The 16,762-nt window shown below is 65.8% G+C and carries 7 protein-coding genes and 1 pseudogene; 7 read left to right on the top strand and 1 reads right to left on the bottom strand.

Going from position 1 to position 16,762, the window contains the following annotated elements:
- Window positions 1-4 precede the first annotated feature (4 nt).
- On the bottom strand, window positions 5-1,363 hold the full coding sequence (locus ACK4ZD_RS00160) for a PKD domain-containing protein (protein ID WP_409656969.1): 1,359 nt from the start codon (window positions 1,361-1,363) through the stop codon (window positions 5-7).
- Between the two features lie 11 nt (window positions 1,364-1,374).
- On the opposite strand from ACK4ZD_RS00160, the gene ACK4ZD_RS00155 reads away from it, so the two are divergent.
- The 7 genes and pseudogenes from ACK4ZD_RS00155 to ACK4ZD_RS00125 all read left to right on the top strand — a co-directional run bounded on the left by ACK4ZD_RS00155 (window position 1,375) and on the right by ACK4ZD_RS00125 (window position 16,749).
- Window positions 1,375-1,509 carry a hypothetical protein gene (locus ACK4ZD_RS00155; protein WP_409656966.1) on the top strand — a complete coding sequence of 45 codons (135 nt, stop codon included), beginning with the start codon at window positions 1,375-1,377 and terminating at the stop codon, window positions 1,507-1,509.
- A gap of 1,237 nt (window positions 1,510-2,746) precedes the next feature.
- Window positions 2,747-3,004, top strand: a pseudogene (locus tag ACK4ZD_RS00150) (formyltransferase family protein); the annotation flags it as partial.
- An 813-nt stretch (window positions 3,005-3,817) separates the two neighbouring features.
- Window positions 3,818-7,216, top strand: coding sequence for a MupA/Atu3671 family FMN-dependent luciferase-like monooxygenase (locus ACK4ZD_RS00145; RefSeq protein ID WP_409657438.1), 3,399 nt, complete (start codon window positions 3,818-3,820; stop codon window positions 7,214-7,216).
- Between the two features lie 33 nt (window positions 7,217-7,249).
- Entirely contained in the window at window positions 7,250-13,837 is a 6,588-nt protein-coding gene (locus ACK4ZD_RS00140) for an SDR family NAD(P)-dependent oxidoreductase (RefSeq protein WP_409656963.1), read from the top strand.
- On the top strand, window positions 13,834-14,880 hold the full coding sequence (locus ACK4ZD_RS00135; protein WP_409656960.1) for a glycosyltransferase family 2 protein: 1,047 nt from the start codon (window positions 13,834-13,836) through the stop codon (window positions 14,878-14,880). Before ACK4ZD_RS00140 ends, ACK4ZD_RS00135 begins: the two co-directional genes overlap by 4 nt.
- A gap of 44 nt (window positions 14,881-14,924) precedes the next feature.
- Complete coding sequence (locus ACK4ZD_RS00130; protein WP_409656957.1) at window positions 14,925-16,034, top strand: DegT/DnrJ/EryC1/StrS family aminotransferase; 1,110 nt, start codon at window positions 14,925-14,927, stop codon at window positions 16,032-16,034.
- A 10-nt stretch (window positions 16,035-16,044) separates the two neighbouring features.
- Window positions 16,045-16,749 (top strand): 4'-phosphopantetheinyl transferase family protein, encoded by a 705-nt coding sequence (locus ACK4ZD_RS00125; protein WP_409656954.1) that lies wholly within the window; start codon window positions 16,045-16,047, stop codon window positions 16,747-16,749.
- The last annotated feature ends 13 nt before the right edge of the window (window positions 16,750-16,762 follow it).

Genomic DNA, 16,762 nt, shown 5'->3' with positions numbered 1-16,762 from the left:
ACCATTACTGCAGGTAGTAAGGGCCATGCCACTCGGCAGGCATCGTCACTGAAGGACTTCCGATGCTGAGGTTGGGACGACCACCATCGGCGCGAGTATTCCCACGCGCAGTGATGCGACGACCTACCAAATACATCTCCGTGTTGGTGTACGGGCCCCGGAAGAAGTTGTTGCGCTCGATGATCATGTCCTCGATCCCCTCATCGGTTCCGGCATCTCGGTTCTGAGGACCAGCGGCAGCAGTCCAGGAGCTGTTGTCTGCAGGGTCACCGAAGATGTTATCGGCGACGATCACCTGACTGGTTGCCCAGCGGTTGCTCGTGTGCCAGAGGTCGTTGTACGCACCAAGGCCAGAGGAGTGAATCTTCATCGCATGTCGGATAGAGGCTCCGGTGCCGCTGTATGCCTGTCCGCGCAGCGCGTTGTGCGAAATCACGCTCTTATGTAGTGCAAAGAAGCGGCTGGTATGCTGTTCAGCACGGCTAGCGTCATTGCCAAGCACTGCGAACCTAGACCCCAATCCGACGAGGTTCATGAACGGGCTCTGAGTGTTGTTCACTCGGCCCAATACATTGTTCTCGACGATGAATATTTCCCGAGGGAAATAATAAGGGATCGAGGGGTTGCGTGACGCATAGAAGTCCAATGCTCCACCGATCTCGATTCGGTTGTTCCCACTGGGACTTACCAAGTCGTTTCGATAGATCAGGTAGCGGGACCCGGAGTCGCTGTGGTAGATGCCTCCACTGGTAACTTCCAGATCCATGATCGTGATCTCGTCCGCGAAGTTCGTGCCCATCTGCCCCGTGTTGATATTGACACTGGGCACACGCGGCTTCGCACCCGAACCATAGGCGCCAACGATCACTTGATCGTCTCGGCGATCGATGTTGATGGCGGGGAAGCTCTCGCCGCGGCGCAAAAGCACGCGCTTGCCGGCGTAGCTGGACGGTAGACCGGTCACCCTAGCTGCCCCGGTGGGGCATCCCGTGTAGTCGGCCATTGCCGAGACGCACAATGTGTTCTGGCCGGAGAAAACGTCAGAGGGATCCTGCACCGTGATGGTCAGGGTCGTATCAGAATATCCCCCCGCAGCAGTTCGACTGCGGACTCGCACAGTATAGGTACCAGGGTTGTCGTAGACATGAGCAGCCAACGGACCACCAACCTCGGTGTTTTTTGACCGCCCGGAGTGAGCCCAATTCAAACCGCGGTTATCACCAAAGTCGAATTCGTAGGTGAGCCCGTGGAAAGCGTTGATTCCCGACGGAGCAGACGTGCTCGTAGCGTCAAACATGACGGCCAGTGGAGCAGGCCCGGAAAGACGTGTGGCCTGAACGCGAGTGACCGGAGCCTCTCCCACTGACGGAGCCGGTGCAGGTGCAGGTGCAGGTGCAGGTGCAGGTGCCGGTGCCGGTGCCGGTGCCGGTGCCGGTGCCGGTGCCGGTGCAGGAGCCGGTGCAGGAGCCGGTGCAGGAGCAGGGGCCGGTGCCGGTGCGGGTGCCGTAGTGGAGGTCGTCCCGACCTCGCAACGCTTCACGACATTGCTGATGGGGTCACCGAACGCGTCGTTGCCGCACGGCACGCCGTTGGTGAAAGTGCCATACGCATAAACACCGTTCGCCCCGTAGCGAACCTGCGCTGTTCCGGAGAAGGAGCAGTACTGGTACTCGTTGGCGCAGAACGTCCACGAGGTGGGGGCCGGTGCAGGGGCGGGGGCCGGAGAAGGGGCGGGCGCGGGGGCCGGGGCAGGAGAAGGGCTCGGCGAGGGCTTGACGCCTTGCACCCAGCGGGTGCCATCCCAGTACCACCGTTTGCCCTGGGCATCGACGTGCTCGTCTTGCCCGTCAACGGGGGCGGAAAGAAGGACGTCGTCGACGGCGCTGCTGGAGCCGCTTCCGCCTCCACAAGCCGACAACACGACGCAAGCTGCCATCACTTCAGCGAGCATCGAGAGGCGAGGTTTGTTTACAGTTAGTTGCATGGTAACCACTATTTCTGACAAGACCAGACAAGACCCGTCGGCACGGTTGCCGCTTGCGGCGTTGGCTTGGGGTGTAGATGGCAGGGCGGCCGTATCAGGGGACCCCTGGCATGAGGGCCGGGGACTGAATGGCGACTCTGCAACCCGGCGTTGTCAGACTGAGTCTGTGCGCTTGGCACCAGGGGGCGAAGAAGCTTGGAGCGGATGCTAAGGCGCGCGAGACCTCGGGCCCGTAAGGGACCATGAACGCGCGCAACAAGATGTTTCAGAGGGGGTAGGGCGCCGAATGTGACTTTCCCCTCAAATGAGGGGGTCTCCTGGGGCGCGCCTGGAGCTGAGCGACACATGCGCGCCACGCCCACTGCACACAATCTGAAACAACTTCATGAGCCCGGGCGCCTGGGGGGAAGGGATCGTCGTGGTCTCGCACCCATCTAGGGGGATGTTGCCCCTCAATCGCTGGAAGAGAATTCCGCATCGATCGATGTAGAGCCCGCAAAGGCGCTCGGCTCAACGGTTCCGTCCTTGTGGGCCCCTCGGAAAGACCTCATGCACAACCCCATGCGCGCTGCCTTCATCGGCGACGAATCTCTCCTCATCCAGTGTGCCCAACTCTTCATCCAGGCCGGGAACGTGGCCTGTGCGGTGGTGAGCCATCGCCCTGCCATCCAGCGCTGGGCCAGCCAGCAGGGGGTTCGGGTCCTGCACGATGCTCGCCAGTTGTGTGAGTCACCGGACCTGCAGCCGCTGGACTATGTCTTCAGTGTCACCAACCTCACCGTCCTGCCCGCTGACGTCATTGCGCTGGCCCGCGTGGCCGCCATCAACTTCCACGACGGTCCGCTGCCCGAATATGCGGGCCTCAACACGCCGGTGTGGGCCTTGCTCAACGGCGAGCGGGAGTACGGCATCACCTGGCACCTGATGACTGACAAGGTGGACCAGGGCGCCATCCTGGCCCAGCGGCGGTTTGCCATCGACGAGAACGAGACGGCGCTCAGCCTGAACACCAAGTGTTTCGAAGCGGGGATTGCCGGCTTCGAGGAATTGCTGCCGCACGTGGCCGCGGGGGACTTTCCGGCGCGGGTGCAAACCACACCGCCGCAGCGCTACTTCCGCCGCAAGGACCGCCCCGCTGCGGCCTGTTCAATTCCCTTCGACCAGGAGGCTGCTGCCGTTGCCGCTTTCGTGCGGGCGCTCGATTTCGGTAGCTACGCCAACCCTGTAGGCAGAGCGAAGTTCGTTCATGATGGGCGTCTGGTCTGCGTGTCGCAGGCCCGTGTGTTGGCATCGCGCTCGGGTCAACCCGCAGGCACCGTGCTGGCGGTGGACGGGCTGAGCATCACGGTGGCGACGACCTCGGAAGACGTGCAGTTGCTTGGGCTGAGTGACGCACTGGGGCGTTCGCTGGAGGCCTCTTTCGTGCAGCCTGGGGTGCGCCTTCAGGCGCCTGTGGGCGAGTTGGCTGAGTGCCTGTCCCGGCTCGACGCGGCAGCCAGTGCCCACGAGGCTTTTTGGGTCGAACGCCTGGAGTCGCGTGACCCCGTGGCACTCCCCTTCATCGACCGCAGCACGTCGCACCAGGCGGTTCCGGTTTATGAGCACTACGACGTGCAGTTGCCGCAAGACACCGCAGGAGCGGGCGGAGCCGACGAGGTGGTGGCGGCCTTGGTGGCTCACTTGGCACGCTTGGCCGACCGCGAGAGCTTTGACTTGGGCTATGCCGATGAGCACATAGGCCAGCACCGGGCGCGGCCATGGTTTGCGCCACAGGTGCCGTTGAGGGTCGCCGTGGACTTCGCTCGGCCGTTTGCGGATTGGCGGAATGCTTTCATGGAAGAGCTGGCCAATCTGCGCCGTCGCGGAAGTTACCCTGCAGACTTGGTCGCACGGTCGGTCGAATTGCGTTCTCTTGCGGCGTCGGCTGGGGATCCGGGGGTTTTTCCGGTGGCGGTCGAGGTCGCGCGAAGCCTGGACGATGTCCGTGCGGCGCAGGGGACGGAGTGCATGGTGGGGATCGCCGCAGACGGTCTGACGGCTCGTTGGATTTTCGATGCTCACAAGCTGTCGCTTGCGCAGGTGAGGGAGTTGCACCAGCAGTGGGTGACTTTGCTCACCCATGCCCGGTCGCATCCGCAATGTCCGCTGGGCGAGTTGCCCGTTCTCGATGCAGCCGGTGTGCATCGTGTCGTGCATGAGTGGAACGATACCGCCTGCGCGGTTCGTGCCGATGCCTGCGTCCACCATTTGATCGTCGAGCAGGCGGCTCGCACGCCCGATCAGGTGGCTGTGATCTGTGAGGATCAGTCGCTGACCTATGCGCAGCTCGACCAGCGATCGAATCAGTTGGCTCGGCGTCTGGCACGGCTGGGTGTGGGTCCGGATGTGCTGGTCGGCTTGTTCGTCGAGCGTTCGGTCGAGATGATGGTGGGGCTGCTGGCTGTGCACAAAGCCGGTGGAGCCTACGTCCCGCTGGACCCGGCGTATCCCCCGGACCGCATTGCCTACATGATCGAGGACGCCAAGGTTCCGGTGCTGCTGACCCAGGCGCGTTTGCGTGACGATCTGCCCCCTCATCGCGCCGCGGTGCTTTGCCTGGACAGTGATTGGCCGTCCATCGAGACGGAATCGACCGAGCCATTCGACGGGGGGGCGCAGCCGCACCATCTGGCCTATGTGATCTACACCTCGGGCTCGACGGGTCGCCCCAAGGGTGTGATGGTCGAGCACCGCAACGTGGTCAACTTCTTCGCCGGCATGGATCGCCATTTGGGCGGGGACGAACCCGGCACCTGGATGGCCGTGACGAGCCTGAGCTTCGATATCTCGGTGCTGGAGCTGTGCTGGACGCTCACGCGCGGTTTCAAGGTGGTGATCTCCTCTGACGAAGACCGCAGCGCCGCCTTGCCGGCCCAGGGCCCGCATGCCGACCGCCCGGTGGATTTCAGTCTCTTCTACTTCTCGAGTGACGAGTCCGAAGGTGCAGGGGACAAGTACCGGCTGCTCTTGGAGGGCGCGAAGTACGCTGACCAGCACGGCTTTGCGGCGGTCTGGACCCCTGAGCGCCATTTCCATGCCTTTGGCGGGTTGTATCCCAACCCGTCGGTGACCAGCGCGGCGATCGCGGCCATCACCCAGCGCGTGAAGATCCGCTCGGGTAGCGTGGTGCTGCCGCTGCACCACCCGGCGCGCATCGCCGAGGAATGGGCGGTGGTGGACAACCTGTCGAAGGGGCGTGTGGGCATCTCCTTCGCTTCGGGCTGGCAGCCCAACGACTTCGTGCTCAAGCCCGAGAACTTCGCCCGCAACAAGCAGGTGATGCTCGAAGGCATCGAGACCGTTCGCAGACTCTGGCGTGGTGAAACCGTGAGCTTTCCTGGCGCCACCGGCCAGCCGGTGGAGGTGCGAACGCTGCCGCGCCCCGTGCAGGCCGAGTTGCCGTTCTGGGTGACCTCGGCGGGCAACCCAGAGACCTTCATCGCAGCCGGCCGGCTGGGCGCCAATGTCCTGACCCACCTGCTCGGGCAGTCGGTGGAGGAACTGGCCGACAAACTGGCCGCCTACCGCCAGGCTTGGAGGGAGGCCGGCCACCAAGGCGAGGGCCATGTCACGCTGATGCTGCACACCTTTGTGGGCCCCGATGAAGCCACCGTGCGCGAAAAGGTGCGCCAGCCGCTGATCGAATACCTGCGCAGCTCACTGAACCTCGTCAAGCAGTACGCTTGGTCCTTTCCGGCCTTCAAGCGTCGCGAGGGCATGGATGAGGCCAGCGCCAACATCGATCTGCAAAGCCTCAGTCATGACGAGATGACGGCGTTGCTGGAGCACTCGTTCCAGCGCTACTACGAAACCAGCGGCCTGTTCGGCACACCGCAAGCTTGCCTGGCGATGGTCGATCGCATCAAGGGCATCGGTGTCGACGAGATCGCCTGCCTGATCGATTTCGGCGTCGATTCCGAAACGGTGTTGTCGCATCTGGAATACCTCAATCAGCTGCGCAAGCTGTCCGCACCGCGCCGTGTGGTGGCGGGTGATTTCTCGCTGGCTGCTCAGATGGAGCGCCATGCCGTCACGCACCTGCAGTGCACGCCTTCGATGGCGCGCATGCTCACGCACGATGACAAGGCCGTGGCCAGCTTGAAGAGGTTGCGCCGCATGATGGTGGGGGGCGAGGCTCTGCCGCCTTCTCTGGCGCGTGACCTCAAGGCGTTGATCCCCGGCGTGCTGATGAACATGTACGGACCGACCGAAACCACCATCTGGTCGGCGGTGCACCCGGTGCAGGACGTCGACGGCATCGTGCCGCTGGGCCGGCCTTTGGCGAACCAGGAGATCTACATCCTCGACCGACGCCAGCAGCCTGTGCCGGTGGGTGTGCCGGGCGAGCTGGTGATCGGCGGCAAGGGCGTGGTGCGCGGCTACTTGCATCGCCCGGAACTCACGGCCGAGCGCTTCCTGCCGCATCCCTTCCGTGGCGCTGCCGGTGGCCGGGTCTATCGCACCGGCGATTTGGCGCGCCAGCGCCCCGACGGCACGGTGGAGTTCCTCGGGCGTCTGGATCATCAGGTGAAGGTGCGGGGCTACCGCATCGAACTGGGTGAGATCGAGGCTCGTCTGCTGAGCCACCCTGCGGTGCGCGAAGCGGTGGTGGTGGCGCGCGAAGACAGCCCGGGCGATGTGCGCTTGGTGGCCTACCATGTGCCGCATACTGGGCAGATGCCGACCGCTGCGCAGTTGCGCGACCATCTGCGCGCTGGTTTGCCCGAGTACATGGTGCCTTCGCACTTCGTCTCGCTGGCCGCACTGCCGCAAACTCCCAACGGCAAGATCGACCGCAAAGCCCTGCCGGCGCCCGACAGCGGCCCGGCTCCAGCGCCGGCTGCCAGCTTCGTGGCGCCCACCAGCGACCTGGAGCAGTCCATCGCCGCGATCTGGAGGGATGTGCTCAAGCTCCCGCAGGTGGGCACGCGCGACAACTTCTTCGACCTGGGCGGTCACTCCCTGCTGGCCGTGCAGGCCCATCGCCGTCTGCGCGAGGCCTTGGGGCGCGATCTGTCGATCACCGACATTTTCCGTTTCCCGACCATCGAGAGTTTGAGTGCCTATCTGGGACAGAACGGCGCTGACGGGGTGGCGGTTCAGCAAGGTCGTGATCGGGCACAAGGTCGTCGTGCGGCGCTGCAGCGCCGCCAGGGCTTGCGAGCGGCTGCCACCACGGACCAGGACGCCTGAGCCCAAATGACCGCTTCTCCTTGGACTGAACGCATGAACGATACGTCTTCCACCGGCTTGGATACCGACATCGCAGTGGTCGGTATGGCGGGCCGCTTTGCCGGCGCGCGCAACCTCGATGAGTACTGGCGCAACCTGCGTGATGGCGTCGAATCGCTGACTCGTTTCACCGAGGAAGAGCTGCTGGCCGCTGGCGTCAAGCCGGCCCAGCTGCGCGATCCGAACTACGTGCCGGTGGGCGCCGTGCTGCCCGACATGGAGATGTTCGATGCCGCTTTCTTCGGCTTCAGCCCCCGCGAAGCGGCCATCATGGACCCGCAGCACCGTCACTTTCTGGAGTGCGCGTGGGAGGCGCTAGAAAACGCCGGGCACACCCCGGCGGCCTTCCCCGGCTCGATCGGTGTGTTCGGTGGCTCGGGCCACAACGCTTACATGCCGTACAACCTGCTGACGAACCCCGCGCTCGTCTCGTCGGTGGGTTTCTTCTTGATCCGCCATACCGGCAATGACAAAGACTTTCTGACGACCCGGGTCTCCTACCTGCTCAACCTCAAGGGCCCGAGCGTCAATGTGCAGACGGCTTGTTCGACTTCGCTGGTGGCCATCCACCTGGGCGTGCAGAGCCTGCTCAACGGCGAATGCGACATGGCCTTGGCTGGTGGCGTGACCATCGAGCTGCCGCACCGCCAAGGCTATGTCTATCAGGAAGGCGAGATCCTCTCTCCCGATGGACATTGCCATGCTTTCGATGCCGACTCGAAGGGGACGGTGTTTGGCAGCGGCGTGGGGGTGGTGGTGCTGCGCCGTTTGGCCGATGCCATCGCGGATGGCGACCACATTCATGCGGTGATCAAAGGATCGGCGGTCAACAACGACGGCTCGATGAAGGTGGGCTACATGGCCCCCAGCGTGGACGGCCAGGCCCGGGCCATCGCCGAGGCGCTGGCCATCGCCAACGTGACGCCTGACACCATCACCTATGTCGAAGCCCATGGCACCGGCACGCCGGTGGGTGACCCCATCGAGATCGCAGCGCTGACCCAGGCTTTTCGTGAAGGCACCGACAAGACCGGCTATTGCGGTATCGGGTCGGTCAAGACCAACATCGGCCACACCGACACCGCCGCTGGTGTAGCCAGCTTCATCAAGGTGGCCTTGGCGATGCAGCATCGGCAGCTGCCGCCCTCGCTGCATTTTTCCAAGCCCAATCCGGCGTGCGAGTTCGAGCGCAGCCCCTTCTATGTGAATGCCACCCTCAAAGACTGGACGCCGCCGCCAGGTGTGCCGCGTCGTGCCGGCGTGAGTTCGCTGGGCGTGGGGGGCACCAATGCGCACGTCATCCTGGAAGAGGCTCCGCCGCGCCAGCCTTCGGGCCCTTCGCGCGAGCACCAGTTGCTGATGCTTTCGGCCAAGTCACAGGCCTCGCTCGATGCGAACACCGCGGCCCTGGCTGCGCACTTGCGCGAACACCCGCAGATCGACCTTGCCGACGTGGCCTATACGTTGCAGGTGGGTCGCGAGCCGATGAAGCTGCGTCGCTTCGTCGTTGCGCGCAATGCGGCCGATGCCGCCCAGGCGCTGGAGGCGATGGATCCGCAGCGCGTGATCAGCTTGCCAGGGGCCTTGGGGAGCCACAGTCTGGCGTTCATGTTCGCAGGTGGCGGCGCGCAATACCCGGGCATGGGGGCCGACCTCTATCGTAGCGAGCCAGTCTATCGCCAGGCCGTTGACGAATGCCTGGCCCTGCTGGCCAAACGCGGAGGCGCCGACTACAGGAGTTTGCTCTTCCCGCCGGCGGGCCAGGAGGCTGAAGCGGCGCGGCGCCTGGAGCAGCCCTCGCGGGCCCTGCCGTTGTTGCTGACCACGCAGTACGCGTTGGCCAGGCTCTGGATGTCCTGGGGCCTCACGCCTTCGGCCATGATCGGGCATAGCATGGGCGAGTACACAGCCGCCCATCTGGCCGGGGTGTTCAGCCTCGACGATGCGCTCACGCTGGTCGAGCTGCGCGGCCGCCTGTTCGAAACCCTGCCCGAAGGCGGCATGCTCAGCGTGCCGCTGCCCGAAGCCGAGGTGCTGGCGCGCATCGGCCCGGAGTTGTCGATCGCCGCGGTCAACGGGCCCTCGCTCACGGTGGTGGCCGGTCCGGTGCAGGCCATCGAGGCGTTGCAACAGGCTTTGCAGGCCGAAGAGATCGAAGCCGCCCGGGTCCGCATCAACGTGGCGGCTCACTCGTCCATGCTCGATCCCATCCTCGAGGAGTTCGGCGCGTTCTTCCGCCGGGTGGCAATGAAGCCGCCCACCATCCCCTTCGTCTCCAACCTTTCGGGCACGTGGATCACCCCGGCCGAGGCGACCGACCCGCAGTACTGGGTGCGCCACCTGCGTCAGACGGTACGCTTTGCCGATGGCCTGCAGGAGCTGCTCAAGGACGAGAACCGCATCCTGCTGGAGGTGGGGCCCGGTCGTACGCTGTCGTCGCTGGCTCGTCAGCACAGCGCGCGCAAGCCGCAGCAGGTGGTGCTGAACTCGCTGCGCCATCCCGAAGAGAAAGTTGACGATCAAGCCTACGTGTTGGGCATCCTGGGGCGCTTGTGGGCCGCGGGCGCGCCCATCGACTGGGCGCGCTTCCGTCAGGGCGAGCGGCGCCATCGCGTGCCGCTGCCGACCTATCGATTCGACCGCCAACGCCACTGGATCGAGCCGGGCCTGTCACTTCAGGCTGCGCCTACGCTGGAGGAGCGTCTGGTCCGTCGCGCCGACATGGCCGACTGGTTTTACGAACCTGTCTGGCAGCGTGTCGCGAGGCGCCAGCCCGAGCCGCTGGACGGGCCGGTGCTGATGTTCGAGGACGATGCCGGCCTGGGCGAAGAGCTCGCTCGACAGCTGCGCGAAGCAGGCCATGTGGTCACGCGCGTGCGACCGGGCAGAGCCTATGCGCAACGGGGCGACGGCAGTTTCACGATCACGCCGGATGCGGCTGGCGACTACGACCGCCTCTTTGCCGCCCTGCGCACAAGCGGCGCGCTGCCCAGCCGCATCTTCCATCTGTGGTCTGTCACCGGCGATCGTCGCCTCGACCACAGCCCCAAGACGGCGCAGGAGCTGCAGCGCCTGGGCTTCTACAGCCTGCTGCAGCTCGCACAGGCCATCGGTCGGGAGGATTGGAGCGAGCCGATGCGGCTGGCGGTGGTCACCGACCGGCTGCAGCGCGTGGGCGCCGAATCCGGCCTCGTTCCGGCCAAGGCCACCGCCGCTGCGGTGTGCCGCGTGATCTCGCAAGAGTTCCGCAACATCCGCTGCTGTGCGGTAGATGTGCAGGTGCCAGCCCGCGGTTCACGGCAGGCCGTACAGCTGGCGGCCGATGTGGCGGCCGAACTGGCCGCCGCGCCGATCGATGAGGTGGTGGCGCTGCGCCTGGGTGAACGCTGGGTCCAGGACTTTGCGCCGGTACGGCTGGAGCGGCCGGGACCAGGCCGCGCCGGCCTGCGCGAGCGAGGGGTCTACCTGATCACGGGGGGCCTGGGCGGCGTGGGCTTGGCCCTGGCCGAACATCTGGCGGTTTCGGTGAAGGCCCGCCTGGTGCTGGTGGGTCGCTCCGGCCTGCCGCCGCGCGAGGGCTGGGCCGACTGGGTTCGCGAGAAGGGGCCCCGCGAAGCCACCAGCCGACGGATTCGTCAGGTGATGGCGCTGGAATCCCAGGGGGCCGAAGTGATGGTGGCCCAGGCCGATGTCACGGACCTTCCTCAGATGCGCCAGGTCGTCAAGCAAGCGGTGGCGCGTTTTGGTGCCTTGCACGGCGTGCTGCACACAGCAGGCGTGCTCGACGATGGCGTCATCCAACTCAAGACGCCGCAGGCCGCCGCCGCGGTGCTGGCTCCGAAAGTCCAGGGCACGCTCACGCTGCATGCGGCGCTGGGCGATATGCCGCTGGACTTCCTGGTGCTGTTCTCCTCGATCAGTTCCTTCGCCGGTCTGGCAGGCCAGTTCGACTACGCCGCCGCCAATGCCTTTCTCGACGCCTTTGCGCAAGAGCGTACCGTCACCGATGGCCGCTACACCGTGGCCATCAACTGGAGCCAGTGGCAAGAGGTCGGCATGGCGGCCGAACTCGCCCGCCGGCTCGGCATCGGAACATCGGAAGGGGCGTCCGAGGCTGCGCAGGAGGGGGGCGTGCCGGTGGATCACCCGCTGCTGGATCGCTGCCTTCTCGATACCGGCGACGAGCGCGTGTACAGCACCCGCTTCGCAGTGGATCGTCACTGGCTGCTCGACGAACACCGCATCCGCGGTGGGCAGGCGCTCATCCCCGGCACGGGCTACCTGGAAATCGTGCGCGCGGCCGCCGCACAACGCAGCGAGCCTCGCACGCTCGAATTGCGGGACGTCACCTTCCTCAGCCCATTCGTGGTCCGTGACGGTCAGGACAGAGAGTTGCGCTTGCACCTGCGCCCTCTGCCGGGCGGGCAGTACGACTTTGTGCTGAGCAGTCCCGCGGCGGACGGCAGCGAGCATGGAGCGACCGACCATGTCCGTGGTGAGGTGGGCTATGTGGATGCCGAGCCGCCGGCGGTGCAGGCCCCCTCAGTCATTGCAGCGCGTTGTACGGTGCGTCATCAGATTTTCCGAGGAGATGAACAGCCGGTTCACCTCCAGTTCGGCCCCCGGTGGAGCAACCTGCAGCGCATCGACTTCGGTCGGGATGAGGCGCTGGTCACGCTGGAGTTGCCTTCGCATTACCGTGACGACCTGGCGCAAATGGAGCTGCATCCCGCCATGATGGATCTGGCCACGGCGGGAGCGCAGGCGTTGATTCCTGGTTTCGACGAGACACGCGACTTCTTTGTGCCCGCGTCGTATGGCTGCTTGCGTGCGTTCGCGCCACTGACGGCCCGGGTGTACAGCCATGTCCGACTGCGTGCGCCGTCCCAGCCGGTGCCGCAGTTCGCCGTCTACGACGTCACCGTCATGGATGACAGCGGTCGTGTGCTCGTGGACATCCGGGAGTTCACGATGGTGCGGGTGCGAGACAAGGCGTTGCTCGACGCTGCGCCGACCGTCGAGGCCTCGAGCGATCCGCGTCCGCGGGCCACGGCCAACAAAGTGCTGGAGATGGGTCGGTCCGAAGGTTTGCGCAACGCCGAGGGGGCTCAGGTGCTGGAGCGGGTGCTGGCCCATGGCCGGCTACCGCAGGTGGCTGTGTCGCCCCAAGACTTACACGCCACGCTCGAGAAACTGCGCATGCCGGCCCAGCCGGCGGCTGTGGCGACATCGCAAGCCGATGCATCCGGCGCGGACTGGAAGGCGCCTCGCACGGAGACCGAGCAGCTGATTGCGCAGATGTGGGGCGAAATGCTGGGTGTGTCCCGAGTGAGTGCCACCGACAACTTCTTTGACCTGGGTGGACATTCCTTGCTGGCCGTGCAGGTCATCAACAAGCTCAAGCGCAAGACCGGCAAGGTGTTGCCACTGACCGCACTGCTGGAGGCTCCCACGGTGGAGGCTCTGGCCGCACTGATCGAACCCCCTCCTGCCGACACCTCAGAGGACGCCCCCCCCACAGGCGGCAGCCCCGCGCCGGCCGAGCGCATGTCGGGCGAAGCGGGGGCTGCCCTGCCCAGGACCGTGGTGCGTATCCGCGCTGGCGGCGACCGACTGCCCATCTTTTTCGTGCACGATGGCAAAGGCGAGACGCTGCTGTATCGCACCCTGGCTCTCAAGCTCGATGCGGGTCATGCGATCTACGGTTTGCAGCCCGAAATGCGCCCCGACGGCAGCTACACCTACACCCGCATCGTCGACATGGCCGCAGCCCATGTCCGTGCGATGCGAAGCGTTCAGCCCGAGGGACCGTACCTGCTGACCGGGCTGTGCGCCGGCGGGGTGATCGCTTTCGAGATGGCGCGCCAGCTCGAGGATGCAGGCCAGCGCGTCATTTTCGTCGGCATCATGGACGCGGCGGACGTTCACGCTCAGGAGCGCCCTTTCCGACACACTCAAAACCGGCTGCATCGCTTCCTGGGAACGCTCAATGACCCGAGTGCGGGTTCTACCTTCCAGCGTATCGGTAAGGCCGTGCCCAAAATGCTGGCCAAGACCCGGAATCTCGCGCTGTACGAGCTGCAGTCCCGGCTGGAGCGCTTCCAGAATGCTCGGAAGGTTCAGGCGATGCGCGATCGTGCCGAACGCGGTGATGCGGTGGCACCGCCCTCGGAAGAAGATCATGGCCTGGATTTTTTGAAGATGTACGAGGTGGCCCACAGGGAGCATCAGCCACAGGGGGTGTTCCGCAGTGGGGATGTGGTCGTGTTCCGCGGACTTCAGGGTGATGGCAGTCAAGCTGATGAACCTTACAAAGACATCTACAGCGATCCTCAGTTGGGATGGGGACCTCGCGTCGAGGGTGCGGTGAGCGTGATCGACGTGCCAGGAGGCCATACGAGCATGCTGCAGGAGCCGCATGTGGGCGTCCTGGCGCAGGCCATGCAGGCCAGCATCGATGCGGCCTTGCAGCGGCATGCGCCGGGCGGGCCCAGCACCGGTATCGCTGCCACGCCATCGGCCGACTCCCCCTCGGTGGGAGCGCCAGCGAGTGCCGCCGCGGCCGAGGTGGAGGTGGTGTGAGCCTGCCGGCCGATCCCAGCCGACCAGGCTGCGCTGCACGCACCCTGGTGGCCATCGTCAACTACCGGACGGCGCCGCTGGTGGTGGCCTGCCTGCGGTCTCTCGCGACGGAAGACCCCTTGGGTGCCGGTTGCTTCCGGGTGCTGGTGGTGGACAACGCCTCCGGCGATGGTTCAGCCGCCCACCTGCGCCAGGCGATCGCCGACGAAGGCTGGGAGGCCTGGGCCGAGGTGCGTGAGACGCCGCGCAACGGTGGATTTTCCTACGGCAACAACGTGGCGGTGCGCGAGGCCCTGCGCTGGCCGCAAGTGCCTGACCAGATCTGGCTGCTCAACCCCGATACGGTGGTGCAGCCCGGGGCCGTGGCGGCGCTGGTGGGCTTCCTGGAACGCCATCCGCGCGCGGGCATCGTCGGCAGCGGGATCGACAACGATGATGGTCAGTCCTGGCCCTATGCCTTCCGCTTCCCGTCGATTGCCAGCGAGTTCGAGAACGGTGTGCGCCTGGGCCTGGTGACGCGCCTCCTGCGCTCCCGGCTGGTGGCGCGGCGCATGGGGCCGCAGGCGGAAACCGCGGACTGGGTGTCGGGGGCCAGCATGGTGGTGCGCCGTGAGGTCTTCGAGCAGGTGGGCCTGATGGACGAGGGCTATTTCCTCTACTACGAGGAAACCGACTTCTGCCGCCGTGCGCGCCGGGCAGGCTGGGAGGTGTGGTACGAGCCGGCAGCGCGCGTGATGCACATCGCCGGGCAAAGCACTGGGGTGACAGGACGTCAGACAGTGATCCCGCGCCGGCCCGCCTACTGGTTCGAATCGCGCCGGCGCTATTTCGTGAAGCACCATGGCCGCGCCTACGGCGCCCTGGCGGATCTTGCCTGGATCCTGGGATTCTCGATCTGGCGGCTGCGCCGGCGGCTGCAACGCAAGGAAGACACGGACCCGCCACGCATGCTGGGCGACTTCATCGCGCATTCCGTGCTGTGGCGCCCGCGCTGGAAACCCGAGGTGGATGCCGAATCCGGGCTGGCCCGGGTGAATCGCTAGCGCCCGGCCCATCGCCATCATTCTCAGGACTCGTCACGAACACCATGCACAACATCTACGTGACGCGACCGGAGCTGCCCCCCCTCGAGGCCTTGCTGCCCAGCCTGGAGGAGATCTGGTCCAGCCGCGTGTTGTCCAATGGCGGTGTCTTCCACGATAGGTTCGAAGCCGCACTGACGCGGCACCTCGGGGTGGCGCATCTCAGCCTGTGCACCAATGCCACGATCGGCCTGATGCTGGCCCTGCGGTCCCTGGGCCTGCGCGGGGAAGTCATCACCAGCCCCTTCACCTTCGTCGCCACGGTCCAGGCCATCGAATGGGCGGGGCTGACCCCGGTGTTTGCCGACATCGACCCCGTCACCCTGAACCTGGACCCCCGTGCGGTCGAACGGGTCATCACCCCCGACACCTGCGCCATCCTGCCGGTCCATTGCTACGGGCATGCCTGTGACGTGGATGCGCTCGAAGCCGTGGCGCAGGCGCACGGCCTGAAACTGGTGTATGACGCCGCACATGCCTTTGGCGTGCGTCTGCGGGGACGTGCCCTGGCGTCATGGGGCGATCTGTCGGTGTTGAGCTTTCATGCCACCAAAGTCTTCAACACGTTCGAAGGTGGGGCGATCGTGGCTCGCGATGCGCCCATCAAGTCAGTGATCGATCGTCTCAAGAACTTCGGCATCGTCGACGAAAACCATGTGGAAGGCGTCGGCCTGAATGGCAAGATGAACGAGTTCTGCGCCGCGCTGGGCCTGGCGCAACTGGAGCGTGTAGAGGCGGCCATCGGCCAGCGTGCCCGCATTGATGCCCGCTACCGGGAAGGGCTCGACGGCGTGCCGGGGCTGCGCCTCCAGCATCTGTGGCCGGGCGAGGAACCCAACCATGCCTATTTCCCCGTGCGCGTCGGCCCGGACTATGGCGAAAGCCGGGATGCCCTGCAGGCTCGCCTGAAAGCGCATGGCATCCACGCGCGGCGCTACTTCTGCCCGCTGGTCAGCGATCTGGCGGATTTCCGTGACCGACCCCAGGTGGCGCCGCAGCCTCTGCCGGTCGCCCATGAAGCCGCCGATCAGGTGCTGTGCCTGCCGATCTATCCCGACCTGGGGGCGGCCGACCAGGCGCGCATCATCGATCTGCTTCGCCATGGCAGAGGGTGATCCGCCGGGCATGGCACCGCTGCGCGCTGGAGATCCGGACCCGGCCTGGTGCAACGACGTGGCGCTGTGGCTGATCGATCTGGCGGACTGGCCCTCGGAACACGAGCAGGCCTGCCTGTCGATGCAGGAACGCGAGCGCACCGGCCGTTTCCGGTTCGAGGCAGACCGGCGCCGCTACGTGGCCGCCCATGTGGCCCTGCGCCAGCGACTGGCGCACCACCTGGGCTGCGAACCCGCAGACCTCACGTTCGAGACCGGCCCGTTCGGAAAACCGGTCCTGGCGGGCCTGTCGTCCGTCTGGCACTTCAATCTCAGCCACAGCGCCGATCTGGCCCTGGTTGCGGTGTGTGAAGGTGCTGAGGTCGGTGTCGACCTGGAAGTGCTGCGCGCTATCGATGATGCACCGGCTCTGGCGTCGACCGTGTTCGGGCCGGGCGAGCAGCAGGCCTTGCGGAGGGTCGCCGGGCCCGCGCGCGACCGGGCCTTCCTGCAGGGGTGGACCCGCAAGGAGGCCTGTCTCAAGGCCCTGGGCACGGGGTTCAGCCTGAGCCCTCAGGTCTTCGAGGCGGGCCTGGGGGATGTGCCGGCCGAGGTCCGGGTCGAGACGCAGGGACGTGTCGAGAGGCTCCGCGTGTGCAGCCTCGCCGGCACCGGGGCTCGCGGGACGCAAACACCCTGGGTGGGGGCTGTTGCGAGGCGCCTTGGGCCCGCATGATGGACACCTCGAT

This window comes from Caldimonas sp. (assembly GCF_046291045.1).
Lineage (GTDB): Bacteria > Pseudomonadota > Gammaproteobacteria > Burkholderiales > Burkholderiaceae_C > Caldimonas.
Note: the sequence above shows the minus strand (reverse complement) of the source record. Positions and strands in the feature narration are given on the sequence as shown.